The sequence below is a fragment of the Actinomyces sp. W5033 genome (assembly GCF_051303165.1).
On sequence record NZ_JBPPGD010000003.1, the window covers coordinates 129,099 to 141,450 of the forward strand.

General features: G+C 71.4%; 9 protein-coding genes. 6 read left to right on the plus strand and 3 right to left on the minus strand.

Going from position 1 to position 12,352, the window contains the following annotated elements:
* Positions 1-90: 90 nt before the first annotated feature.
* From ACSJJR_RS03065 to ACSJJR_RS03090, 6 genes are all read left to right on the plus strand, one after another.
* The gene (locus ACSJJR_RS03065; RefSeq protein ID WP_435941979.1) at positions 91-1,140 is read left to right on the plus strand and encodes a lipoyl synthase; all 1,050 of its coding nucleotides are present in this window, start codon (positions 91-93) and stop codon (positions 1,138-1,140) included.
* Between the two features lie 64 nt (positions 1,141-1,204).
* Complete coding sequence (locus tag ACSJJR_RS03070; RefSeq protein WP_435941980.1) at positions 1,205-1,927, plus strand: DUF4191 domain-containing protein; 723 nt, start codon at positions 1,205-1,207, stop codon at positions 1,925-1,927.
* 213 nt (positions 1,928-2,140) lie between these two features.
* Entirely contained in the window at positions 2,141-3,565 is a 1,425-nt protein-coding gene (glnA, locus tag ACSJJR_RS03075; RefSeq protein WP_435941982.1) for a type I glutamate--ammonia ligase, read from the plus strand.
* A 157-nt stretch (positions 3,566-3,722) separates the two neighbouring features.
* On the plus strand, positions 3,723-4,664 hold the full coding sequence (locus ACSJJR_RS03080; protein ID WP_435941984.1) for an ABC transporter substrate-binding protein: 942 nt from the start codon (positions 3,723-3,725) through the stop codon (positions 4,662-4,664).
* Between the two features lies 1 nt (position 4,665).
* Positions 4,666-5,640, plus strand: coding sequence for an amino acid ABC transporter permease (locus ACSJJR_RS03085; RefSeq protein ID WP_435941985.1), 975 nt, complete (start codon positions 4,666-4,668; stop codon positions 5,638-5,640).
* Positions 5,637-6,437, plus strand: coding sequence for an amino acid ABC transporter ATP-binding protein (locus ACSJJR_RS03090; RefSeq protein WP_435941986.1), 801 nt, complete (start codon positions 5,637-5,639; stop codon positions 6,435-6,437). The genes ACSJJR_RS03085 and ACSJJR_RS03090 overlap by 4 nt, the downstream gene beginning before the upstream one ends.
* An 81-nt stretch (positions 6,438-6,518) precedes the next feature.
* Here ACSJJR_RS03090 and ACSJJR_RS03095 read toward each other — a convergent pair whose 3' ends face one another.
* The 3 genes from ACSJJR_RS03095 to glnA (ACSJJR_RS03105) all read right to left on the minus strand — a co-directional run bounded on the left by ACSJJR_RS03095 (position 6,519) and on the right by glnA (ACSJJR_RS03105) (position 12,115).
* The gene (locus ACSJJR_RS03095) at positions 6,519-7,163 is read right to left on the minus strand and encodes a histidine phosphatase family protein (protein WP_435941988.1); all 645 of its coding nucleotides are present in this window, start codon (positions 7,161-7,163) and stop codon (positions 6,519-6,521) included.
* 127 nt (positions 7,164-7,290) lie between these two features.
* On the minus strand, positions 7,291-10,770 hold the full coding sequence (locus tag ACSJJR_RS03100) for a bifunctional [glutamine synthetase] adenylyltransferase/[glutamine synthetase]-adenylyl-L-tyrosine phosphorylase (RefSeq protein WP_435941989.1): 3,480 nt from the start codon (positions 10,768-10,770) through the stop codon (positions 7,291-7,293).
* A gap of 13 nt (positions 10,771-10,783) precedes the next feature.
* Positions 10,784-12,115 (minus strand): type I glutamate--ammonia ligase, encoded by a 1,332-nt coding sequence (gene glnA / locus ACSJJR_RS03105; protein WP_435941991.1) that lies wholly within the window; start codon positions 12,113-12,115, stop codon positions 10,784-10,786.
* Between the last annotated feature and the right edge of the window lie 237 nt (positions 12,116-12,352).

Sequence of the window (12,352 nt, forward strand, 5' to 3'; positions counted from 1 at the left end):
GCCCACACCCGGAGACATAGGTCTTGAGTCCTATATCTCGGGTCGTGAGGCATAGGATTCGGGGCAGGTCACCGACAAGAGGAGAGCACCGTGACGAGCACGATTGCGCCCGAGGGCCGCCGGCTGCTGCGCGTGGAGGCGCGCAACGCGCAGACCCCCATCGAGCGCAAGCCCACCTGGCTGCGCACGAGGGCCGTCGTCTCCGAGACCTACGAGGAGGTCCGCGGCATGGTGAGGGCCAAGAAGCTCCACACCGTGTGCGCCGAGGCCAACTGCCCCAACGTCTACGAGTGCTGGAACGACCGCGAGGCCTCCTTCCTCATCGGCGGCGAGATGTGCACCAGGCGCTGCGACTTCTGTGACATCGCCACCGGGCGCCCCACCACCTACGACGAGGACGAGCCCCGGCGTGTGGCCGCCTCCGTCGCCGAGATGCGGCTGCGCTACGCCACCGTCACCGGGGTCGCCCGCGACGACCGTCCCGACGGCGGCGCCTGGCTCTACGCCGAGGTCGCCCGGCAGATCCACGCCCAGCTGCCAGGCTGCGGCGTCGAGCTGCTGGTGCCGGACTTCAGGGGCAACCGCGACGCGCTGGAGGAGGTCTTCTCCTCGCGGCCGGAGGTCTTCGCCCACAACCTCGAGACGGTGCCCCGTATCTTCCACCGCATCCGGCCCGCCTTCTCCTACGAGCGCTCCCTGTCCGTCCTCGAGCAGGCCTCTGACGCCGGCCTGCTGACGAAGTCCAACCTCATCCTCGGGATGGGCGAGACCCGCCAGGAGACGGAGGACGCGATCCACGCCCTCGTGGGCCACAAGGTCGATATCCTCACCATCACGCAGTACATGCGTCCCTCCAAGCTCCACCACCCCATTGACCGGTGGGTCAAGCCGCAGGAGTTCGTCGAGCTCGCGGCCTTCGCGCAGCAGGAGGGCATCCCGGCCGTCATGAGCGGCCCGATGGTGCGCTCCTCCTACCGCTCGGGCCTGCTGTGGAGCCGTGCCATGAAGGCCAAGGGCCGTCCCATCCCGGCACAGATGGCCGCCCTGGCGCAGGAGGGCACCGCACGCCAGGAGGCGGCCTCCCTCATCGCGCGGGGTCTTGCGGGCGACGAGCCCACCGATGTCACCCCACGCGCCTGAGCCGCGTCCCCGGGCGGATCGAAGGTAGTGGCCGGTCGCCTCAGGTCGGCTATGGTGGACCACCGTGAGCAGCACCCAGAGCCCCGCCCCCAGGAAGAAGCGCCGCTTCGGGCAGTACTTCCAGAACCTCAAGGATGCCTACACGGTCTCCCACCGCACCTTCCCCTGGATCGGCTGGGCCCTGGGCGGCGTCCTCGTCGGCGTCCTGGGCCTGTCGGTGCTGCTGGCCGTCCTCACGGGCCAGTCCCTCATCTACTGGCTCATCATGGGCCTGCTCACCGCCTTCATGGTGGACATGCTCGTGCTCAACCTGCTCACGAGGCGTGCCTCCTACACCCAGATCGAGGGCATGCCCGGTGCTGCCAAGGCCGTCCTCGACCAGGTGGGACGCGGCTGGTACATCGAGTCCGAGCCCGCCGCCATCAACCCGCGCACGCAGGACGTCGTGTGGCGCATGGTGGGCCGCGCCGGCATCGTCCTCGTCGTCGAGGGCCCCAAGGGCCGCACCCAGAAGATGGTGGCCGAGGAGACCAGGAGGATGCAGCGCTTCCTGTCCACGGTGCCGCTGCACGTCATCAACGTCGGCACGCAGGAGGGCCAGACGCGCCTGCTGCAGCTGCAGCGCACGCTGCGCCGTCTGCCCACCAAGCCCGTCAAGCTCACCGACGCCGAGATCACCCAGGTCGCCAAGCGGCTGACCTCGCTGCACTCCAAGGCGCTGCCGGTCCCCAAGGGAGTGGACCCGCTGCGCGCACGCCCCGACCGGCGCGCCATGCGCGGACGTTGAGCGCCCGCCTGCCGCACGAGCCTTGAGGGCCGTCACCGTCAGCGGTGGCGGCCCTCGGGCGCTGTGAGGGCCTCGGTGGCTACGGGCACGGCTCCCGCACGAAACACCGAGGACACACACACGGCACCTCGGCGACACCGCACTCCCCTACGGTTGCCCCATGCGGTGCCGCGCGGCTTCCCCGGCCCGCCGACCAGCCGACACGGAGGACCCATGTTCCAGGACGCAGCAGAGGCTCAGGCGTACATCGAGAAGGAGGGCGTTCGGGTCATCGACATCCGCTTCTGCGACCTGCCCGGGGTCATGCAGCACTTCACGATCCCGGCCGAGGCCTTCAGCCCCGAGGCACTGACCGAGGGCCTCATGTTCGACGGTTCCTCCATCCGGGGCTTCACCGAGATCCACGAATCCGACATGAAGCTCATCCCGGATGTCACCACCGCCTTCATCGACCCCTTCCGCAGGATGCGGACCCTGGTGCTCACAGCCTCCATCGTGGACCCCTTCACCGACGAGGTCTTCTCACGCGACCCGCGCTCGATCGCCGCCAAGGCGGAGGCCTACCTGCGCTCAACCGGCATCGCGGACACGTGCTACATCGGGGCGGAGGCGGAGTTCTACCTCATGGACTCCGTGCGCTTCGCCTCCAGCCCGCGGGGCTCCTTCTACGAGATCGACTCCGACGAGGCCTCCTGGAACACCGACCGGGTCGAGCCGGGCGGCAACAAGGGCTACAAGACCGCCTTCCAGGGCGGTTACTTCCCCGTCGGTCCCACGGACCAGAACGCGGACCTGCGTGACGAGATGGTGCGCGTGTGCCAGGAGGTTGGCCTGGAGGTCGAGCGCGCCCACCACGAGGTCGGCGCCGCGGGCCAGCAGGAGATCAACTACCGCTTCAGCTCGCTGCTGGCAGCCGGTGACGACATGATGACCTTCAAGTACGTCATCAAGAACGTCGCCTACCAGGCCGGCAAGACGGCGACCTTCATGCCCAAGCCCGTCTTCGGCGAGGCAGGCTCGGGCATGCACACCCACCACTCGCTGTGGAAGGACGGGGTGCCGCTGTTCTTCGACGAGCGCGGCTACGGCCAGCTCTCCGACCTCGCGCGCTGGTACATCGGCGGTATCCTCAGGCACGCGCCGAGCCTGCTGGCCTTCACCAACCCGTCGGTCAACTCCTACCACCGGCTGGTCCCGGGCTTCGAGGCGCCGGTCAACCTCGTCTACTCGGCCCGCAACCGCTCGGCGTGCATCCGCATCCCGGTCACCGGCTCCTCACCCAAGGCCAAGCGGGTGGAGTACCGGGTGCCCGACCCCTCGAGCAACCCCTACCTTGCCTTCGCGGCCGTGCTCATGGCGGGTATCGACGGCATCCGCAACCGGATCGAGCCCCGCGAGCCCATCGACAAGGACCTCTACGAGCTCGCTCCCGAGGAGTACCACGACATCGACAAGCTGCCCGACAGCCTCGACCTCGCCCTGGAGGCCCTGGAGGCGGACAACGACTACCTCACCGAGGCCGACGTGTTCACCCCGGACCTCATCGAGACCTGGATCCGCTACAAGCGCGAGAACGAGCTGGCGCCGATCCGTCAGCGCCCGCACCCCTACGAGTTCGAGCTGTACTACGACCTGTGAGCGTCCACCGGTGCGCTCCGGCCTGGCCCGCACCGGTGGACGCTCGCACCGAGGGCGCGTGAAAGCCCTCACATCGGGGTCCGCGCTCACACCAGAATGCATACATATGACTTCGGGCGGATAGTATGTGGGGGTTCCCGACCCAAGGAGCCCCCACATGCGGACCTCCCAGCTCAGGCGCGCCGTCGCCGTCGGACTGTGCCTCGCACTGCCCGTGGCGCTCACCGCCTGCACCCACGCCGAGGACTGGAGCGCACAGTCCGGCACCGGCGCCTCCACCCAGGCACAGGGCTACGACGTCTCAGGCATCCAGCCCCAGGCTGACATCATCGCGATGCTGCCTGAGGGCGCCCTGGCCGACGGCGTCTTCGACGTCGGCGCCTCCACCGACTACGCCCCTGCGGAGTTCCTCAGCTCCACAGGCGAGGCCATCGGCTACGAGGTGGACCTCGACCACGCCATCGCCGCCGTGCTCGGCGTGACCGCCAAGGTCCACACCGCCGAGTTCGACTCGATCATCGCCTCCATCGGCTCGCGCTACGACGCCGGTATCTCCGCCTTCACTGTCACCCGCGAGCGCACGGCCTCCATGGACATGATCTCGGTGTCCAACGTCGGCTCCCGCTTCAACGTCGCCGCCGGCAACCCCGAGGGCGTTGACCCCAGCGACCACCTCAACCTGTGCGGCCTGTCCATCGGCGTCCAGACCGGCACCTACCAGGAGGAGGTCCTCACGAAGGACTCCGCCGCCTGCACCGAGGCAGGGCGCGACGCCATCAAGATCCGCTCCTACTCCACCAACTCCGAGGCCACCACGGCACTCATCGGCCACACCATCGACGCCGTCTACTCCGACTCCACGGTCGCGGGCTACGCCGTCGAACGCACCGGCGGTCAGGTTGACGCCGTCGGCGAGGTCGAGGACGCGCTTCCCCAGGGCATCGTCCTGACCAAGGACGACCCGCAGTTCAACGCGGCCGTGCTCGCCGCCGTCCAGTATCTCATGGACCAGGGCATCTGGGCCGACATCCTGGCCACCTGGGGCGTCGCTGACGCGGCCCTGAGCACCGCCGTCCTCAACCCCGTCGTGGAGGAGTGACATGAGCACCGTCACCGTGCCCGAGCAGCAGGACGCCCCCGTCCAGCTCAACCACCTCAAGCCGGTCCCCCGGCCAGGCACCTGGATCAGCGCCGCCGTCGTCCTGGTCCTGGGCGCCATGCTCGTCAACTCGCTGCTGACCAACGACAAGTTCCACTGGGCGACCGTGTGGTTCTTCTTCCGCGAGGTCCGCGTCGTCCAGGCCGTCGGCATCACCCTGCTCCTGACCTTCATCGCCATGGCCATCGGCATCGTCCTGGCCGTGACGACGGCGATCATGCGCCAGTCCTCCAACCCGGTGCTGCGGTGGGTCGCGCTGGCCTACCTGTGGCTCTTCCGCGGCACCCCGATCTACACCCAGCTCGTCTTCTGGGGCGCCCTGTCCTCCCTCTACCAGTACCTCAGCCTCGGTGTCCCCTTCGGCCCCGAGCTGCTGACCTTCAAGACGACGGCGGTCTTCACGCCCTTCGTCGCGGCGATCCTGGGGCTGGGGATCAACGAGGGCGCCTACCTGTCGGAGATCGTGCGCTCGGGCCTGGCCAGCGTTGACGCCGGCCAGAGCGAGGCCGCTGGCGCGCTGGGCATGAGCAAGGGCCAGATCCTGCGGCGCATCGTCCTGCCCCAGGCCATGCGCGTCATCGTCCCGCCCACGGGCAACGAGACGATCTCCATGCTCAAGACGACCTCCCTGGTCCTGGCCGTGCCCTACACCCTGGACCTCACCTTCGTCACCAACGCCTACGCCTCGACCACCTACCAGACGATCCCGCTGCTCATCGTCGCTGCCCTGTGGTACATCATCATCACCTCGATCCTCATGGTCGGCCAGCACTACATCGAGCGCTACTACGGCAAGGGCTTCGACGGCCCCGAGGGGTCGGGCGGCAAGAAGGCACGAAGCCTGTCAGCACGTCAGCAGGCGATCCTCGACTCCGGCACCACCACATCCGATCCCTTCCTGGAGGTCACCCCGTGAGCACCCGTCCCTCCGAGGCTGTGACCCCCAAGGTGGAGATCACCGGCCTGCACAAGTTCTTCGGCGAGCTCCATGTCCTCAAGGGCATCGACCTCACCGTCCAGCCAGGCTCCGTCACCGTTCTCATCGGCCCGTCGGGCTCCGGCAAGTCAACGCTGCTGCGCTGCGTCAACGAGCTGGAGTCCATCGACGCCGGGCGCGTGCGCGTGGACGGCGAGCTCATCGGCATGCGTGAGGAGGTCAAGGCAGACGGCAGCGTCGTCCTGCACGCCCTGACCGACCGCCAGCGCGCCGCCCAGAGGGCGCGCATCGGCATGGTCTTCCAGCGCTTCAACCTCTTCCCCCACATGACCGCCCTGGAGAACGTCACCGAGGCTCCGGTCCAGGTCAAGGGCATGGGACGGGCCGAGGCCAGGCGCCTGGGCCTGGAGCTGCTTGAGCGCGTGGGGCTCGCCGACCGCGTCGACCACTACCCCTCACAGCTCTCCGGCGGCCAGCAGCAGCGTGTGGCCATCGCGCGTGCGCTTGCCATGGACCCTGAGCTCATGCTCTTCGACGAGCCCACCAGCGCCCTGGACCCCGAGCTCGTCGGCGAGGTGCTGCAGGTGATGAAGGACCTGGCCGCGGACGGCATGACGATGGTCGTCGTCACCCACGAGATGGGCTTCGCCCGCGAGGTCGGCGACCAGCTGGTCTTCATGGACGGCGGTGTCGTCTGTGAGTGCGGGGACCCCGTGAGCGTGCTCGACGCCCCGCAGCAGGAACGCACCCGCGCCTTCCTCGCCTCCGTCCTGTAGGGACGTCCCCGGCCCCCTGCGCGGAGCCGTCTCACGCAGCGCCCACCGCATGACCCTCCTGCCGTCACCGCGGCGGGAGGGTCATGCCCTCCAGGCGCCGTCGGCCCAGGAGCGCAGGGCCCATCCCCGCTCGGGGTCGCCCTCGACGACGGTGACGCCCGCGTTCGCCATGGGGTGCTCCGCGATCCAGGCGGGGTCCACACCCGCGCCAGGTGCGGCGGCCAGCGCCGTCCACAGGCGCAGGACGGTGCCGTGCGCGACCACCAGGGCGTCCGGACGATCCCCGGACCGGGCGCTGGCCCGGCCCGCCTCGCGCACGACGGCGTCGAAACGGTCGAAGGTGTCCTGCCCGTTCTCCGGTGACCCCGGCAGGCGGGCGTGCAGGCGCCCCACCATCCAGGCGCGGGTGGTGTCCGTGTAGCACAGGACGGACTCGCGGTCCGTGCGCATCTCCAGGTCTCCGGCCAGGACCTCGCGCAGGCCCGAGCGGATACGGGCCTCGAGGCCCGTGGCGCGCTCGGTTGGGGCGATGGTCTGGCGGGCACGCTCAATGGGAGACACCCACAGGGAGCCGACCGTGCCGAGCAGGCCAGGGGGCAGGCGCCCCGGCAGGGACTCGGCCTGTGCCCGGCCCACAGTATCCAGGGGGTTGCCGGGGAAGGCGGTGTCCAGCGCCCCCATGACGTTGGCGATGGTGCGGCCATGGCGCACGAGGATGAGCTTCACGCGCCCATCCTGCCAGGCCCCGGCGCGCCTGCCCCCACCTCCTCGGTTTGCTCTCGAACGTACGGCGATTCTCCGTACGTTCGAGAGCAAACCGAGGATCTCGAGGAGAAGGAGGAGGGGTGTGGCGTCAGGACCAGGGGTAGGGGCCGCTGCGACGGCGCGCGCGCCCAGGCGCGGCCGAGGGCCGTGAGGCTGGGGGGAGGCCGCCGTCGTGGCCGACCTCGTGCGCCCTGGGACGTGGCACGGTGGTCGGCAGGGTCCGGGACGGGTCCGCGCCACCCACGAGCGTCGAGGTCGCCATGGTCGGCGAGGCCGGGTCGTCGGGCAGCGCCTGGCGGGTCCCGAAGACGAGGCGCTCGACCACCGGACGGGCGTGGCGCGCCGCGCGCCGGTAGATGTCCTCCAGCTCGCGCTCACGCCCGGGCTCCAGGCCGAGCAGGCGTCCGACGACGCGCACGTCGCGCGGGTCGGAGGGCAGGACGTCCGCCCGGGCCGCCTGGGTCCTGCCCGTTCCCACGACGTTGGCGGCCCGCACGCGCGTGGCCAGGAGCCAGGCCTCGCTGAGGACCGCCTCCTCGGTGCTGGTGAGCAGCCCGGCCACCCGGGCCGCCTCGAGCGCCTCGAGGGTGGAGGTCGTGCGCAAGGCCGCCACGCTGCCGGCGTGGGTGAGCTGGAGGACCTGCACGGCCCACTCGACGTCGGACAGGCCCCCCGGCCCGAGCTTGAGGTGGCGGCGCGGATCGGTGCCGCGGGGCATGCGCTCGGACTCCATGCGCGCCTTGAGACGACGCACCTCGCGCAGGCCCGGCCCGTCCACCCCCTGCTCCGACCAGCGCAGGGGGGCGATGAGCGCGAGGAATGCCTGCCCCAGCGCCCGGTCGCCCGCGCAGGGGCGGGCCCGCAGCAGGGCCTGGCGCTCCCAGGCGCTCATCCAGCGCCCGTAGTAGCCGGCGTAGGAGGCCAGGGACCGGCTCATCGGCCCCTGCCGGCCCTCGGGGCGCAGGCCCGCGTCCGCCTCGAGCGGGTGGGGGCGGGCGGCGGTGAGCAGCCTGAGCACCGTGCGGGCCACCGCCTCCGCCTCCTGGGCCGCCTCGTGCTCGTCGGCGCCGGTGACGGCCTCGTGCACGAAGAGCAGGTCCGCGTCGGAGGAGTAGGTGGTCTCGCGCCCGCCGAGGCGGCCCATGGCGATGACGGCGTGGCGGGCACGGGCAGCGGGCCACCGGCCCTCGTCGTCGGGGGTCTCAAGCGCACCGCCCTCACGCTCGGTGAGTACAAGGGCCAGGGCGACCTGCAGGACGCCCGCGATGGCGGCGTCCGTGGCTCCGGTGAGCATGCGGGCGGTACGGCGCGGGTCCAGGCCGTCGAGGGAGTCGGCCAGCGCCGCGCGCAGGAGCTCGCGCGAGCGCACCGACATGACGGCGTGGACGGCCTCAGCCGCCTGCCGCTCGGGGTCCTGGCCGTCCTCGACGTGCAGCACGCGCCGGTGCAGCAGCCGCGCCACCTCCTCCTCCAGAGCGCCGGGGGCACGTGGCGCCAGCTCGGCGTCGTCGTCGAGCCAGGCGATGGCCTCGGGGCGCTCGGCCAGCAGATCCGTCGTCCAGCGCGCCCCGGACAGCACGTGGCACAGGCGCCGTGCGGCCAGGCGCGAGTCGCGCAGGGTGGCCAGGTACCAGTGCGAGCCCCCGATGGCCTCGGACAGGCGCCGGAAGGACAGCAGCCCCGAGTCCGGGTCGGGGCCGTCGGCGAGCCACCCGACGATGACGGGCAGGAGCTGGCGCTGGATGGCGGCCCGGCGGCTGACGCCCTCGGTGAGGGCCTGGATGTGGTGCAGGGCACCGTCGGGGTCGAGGTAGCCTCCGGCGCTCAGGCGCTCGCGCGCCGCCTGGGCGCTCATGGTCATCTCGTCGGCGGTCAGGCGCGCGGCCGCCCCCAGCAGGGGCCGGTAGTAGATCTGTTCGTGGATGTCACGCACCCGCCTGCGGGTGGCCTCGAACAGGGCCCGCAGCGTGGCGGGCTCAGCGAGGCTGCTGTGCTCCAGCGCCCGGCGCAGGGCCAGGTCGCTGCCCGCGACGGTGGCCTCGCCCGGAGGGGGAAGTGCCCTGCCGATGCGCCGCAGGTCCTCGTCCCGGGAGGGCAGGTCGTGGGTGCGGCGCAGGCGCAGGAGCTGACTGCGGTGCTCCAGAAGGCGCAGGACCCGGTAGTCGGCGGCCAGCGCCGCCGCGTCCTGCCTGGAGACGTAGCCGCCCGAGCTCAGGGCGTCGAGGGCCTCAAGGGTCCCGGCTGCGCGCAGGGACTCGTCCCCGCGGCCGTGGACCAGCTGAAGGAGCTGGACGGTGAACTCGACGTCCCTCAGTCCCCCGGGCCCCAGCTTGATGCGCAGGTCGGGGGTGCCGGGGCGGGAGGACTCGCGCTCGACCCTGCGACGCATGGCCCGGGCGTCGTCGACGAAGTTCTCCCGGAGGCTGGCGCTCCACACGAAGGGGGCAACCGCCTGCTCGTAGGCCCTGCCGAGCGCACGGTCGCCGGCGCAGGCCCGGGCCTTGAGCAGGGCCTGGAACTCCCAGGAGCAGGCCCAGCGCTCGTAGTAGGCCACGTGGGAGGCCAGGGTGCGCACAAGGGCACCGTCCTTGCCCTCGGGCCGCAGGCCCGTGTCCAGCGGCCACAGCGCCGGCTCGTCACCGGGGCCCGAGACCACGTGGGCGAGCTCGAGGGCGAGGGCAGTGCCGGCCTCGAGCAGGTGGACCTCCTGCGGGGTCTGCGCCGCCTGCCCGGGCACCACGGCGTCGGGGAGGGGGGCGGCGGGCCCAACGACGTAGATGACATCGACGTCGGAGACGTAGTTGAGCTCGCGCGCCCCGGTCTTGCCCATGGCGATGACGGCGAGGGCCACGTCCTCGCAGGTGGGCCCGACGGCGGCTCGGGCGACGGCGAGTCCCGCGTCGAGGGCGGCGTCGGCCAGGGCGCTGAGCCGGGTGGCCGCGGTGCTCACGTGCGCGACGGGGTCGGTGCTTGTCAGGTCATCGGCCACGACGCCGAGCAGCGCGCTGTAGTAGGCCACGCGCAGGGCGCTCGTCGCCGCAGCCACAGGCCGGTTAGGCGACCCCAGGGCCTGGGCGGTGGCGGTGGCGACCCGCTCGCGTACCGCGGCGGCGAAGGCCTCGGCGTCGTCCTCGGGGGCGCACGACGGGCTCAGCACCCCCACGCTCTCGGGGTGGGCGACGAGGAAGTCACCCAGGGCGTGTGAGGAGCCAAGGACGGCGAGCAGCCTGTCCAGGTGCGTGCGGCGGTCCTCGGGCGCCGCGACCTGCCCGGGCCGCGCCACGCTGCGCAGGAGCTCGTGCAGGCCAGCCCGGGTGCCCGCGTCGCAGGCGGTGAGCAGCCGCAGCAGGGTCAGGAGCGCGAGGTCCGGGTCCGCGGTGCGCCCCAGCGCCTCGACGAGGGCGTCGGCGTCCGCGCCCAGGGCGAGCTCGGGTGCCTCGAGGCAGGCCTGCGCCCTTGGTGTGTCCGTGAAGCCCGCAGCGAGCAGCCGCGAGCGCGCGCTGCGCGTGCGCGGTCCGCCCAGAGCGCCCGCCCGGGGCGCCGGCGCCTTCGTGCCTGGGGCCTCCACCGTGCCTCCCGGGTCAGATCCGCGGGAAGAACTGGGACAGCTCGAAGTCGGTGACCTGCGCGTCGTAGGCGCGGTACTCGTGACGCTTGTTGCGCATGAAGAACTCGAAGGCGTCCTCACCCAGGGTGTCGGCCACGAGGTCGGACTCGCTCATGGCGCCGACGGCGCGCTTGAGGGAGGTCGGCAGGGCGCCGATGCCCAGCGCGGCGCGCTCGGACTCGCTGAGCTGCCACACGTCGTCCTCGGCCTCCGGGGGCAGCTCGTAGCCCTCCTCGATGCCCTTGAGGCCGGCGGCGAGGATGACGGCGAAGGCGAGGTAGGGGTTGGCGGCGGTGTCGATGCCGCGGTACTCGATGCGGGCGGACTGGGCCTTGCCGGGCTTGTGGTTGGGCACTCGCACGAGGGCGGAGCGGTTGGCGTGGCCCCAGCAGACGTAGCTGGGGGCCTCGTCGCCGCCCCACAGGCGCTTGTAGGAGTTGACGTGCTGGTTGGTGACGGCGGAGATCTCGCTGGCGTGGCGCAGGAGCCCGGCGACGAAGGCGCGGCCGGTGGCGGAGAGCTGGTACTGGGCGGTGGGGTCGTAGAAGGCGTTGCGGTCGCCCTCGAAGAGGGAGAAGTGCGTGTGCATCCCGGAGCCGGGCTGGCCGACGAAGGGCTTGGGCATGAAGGTGGCGACGCAGCCGGACTGGATGGCGACCTCCTCGACGACGGCGCGGAAGGTCATGATGTTGTCGGCGGTGGACAGGGCGTCGGCAAAGCGAAGGTCGATCTCGTTCTGGCCGGGGCCTCCCTCATGGTGGGAGAACTCGACGCTGATGCCCATCTGCTCGAGCATGAGGATGGCGTGGCGGCGGAAGTCGTGGGCGGTGCCGCCCGAGACGTGGTCGAAGTAGCCGGCGTGGTCGGTTGGGGTGATGCGCCCGTCCGCCTCGCGCTTGACCAGGTAGAACTCGATCTCGGGGTGGACGTAGCAGGTGAAGCCGGCCTCGGCGACACGGGCGATCTGCTGCTCCAGGACAGCACGCGGGTCGGTGCGCACGGGCTCGCCGTCGGGGGTCAGGACGTCGCAGAACATGCGGGCGACGCCGTTCTCGCCCTCGCGCCAGGGGAGCATCTGGAAGGTCGAGGGGTCGGGGGCGAGCAGCATGTCGGACTCGTAGACCCGGGTGAGGCCCTCGATGGCGGAGCCGTCGAAGCCGATGCCCTCCTCGAAGGCGCTCTCGACCTCGGCCGGGGCGATGGCCACGGACTTGAGCTGGCCGAGGACGTCGGTGAACCACAGGCGCACGAAGCGGATGTCGCGCTCCTCGATGGCGCGGAGGACGTAGTCCTGCTGCTTGTCCATGGCGGGCCTTCCTGGTGGGGACGCGGGTACCGGCACCTATCATGCCTGGCACGGGTGTCGGCCGCGTTGCGCGCGGCATAGGGTTGGGGCCATGACGTCCCCGGCAGTGCCCTCACCTGAGTCCCACCCGTCCCCCGTGCGCGCCGACGGGGAGGAGACCGCTCCCTACGGCTCCGCCGTCCCGGGCGCCCCGACGACGTCGTCCTGCCCCTCCCCGACGCCCTCGGGCGCAGGGGC

What these genes read in the sequence shown, in the direction of transcription:
- glnA (WP_435941982.1), top strand. Translation starts at nt 2,141, where the DNA reads ATGTTCCAGGACGCAGCAGAGGCTCAGGCGTACATCGAGAAGGAGGGC.
- ACSJJR_RS03080 (WP_435941984.1), top strand. Translation starts at nt 3,723, where the DNA reads ATGCGGACCTCCCAGCTCAGGCGCGCCGTCGCCGTCGGACTGTGCCTC.
- ACSJJR_RS03085 (WP_435941985.1), top strand. Translation starts at nt 4,666, where the DNA reads ATGAGCACCGTCACCGTGCCCGAGCAGCAGGACGCCCCCGTCCAGCTC.
- glnA (WP_435941991.1), bottom strand. Translation starts at nt 12,115, where the DNA reads ATGGACAAGCAGCAGGACTACGTCCTCCGCGCCATCGAGGAGCGCGAC.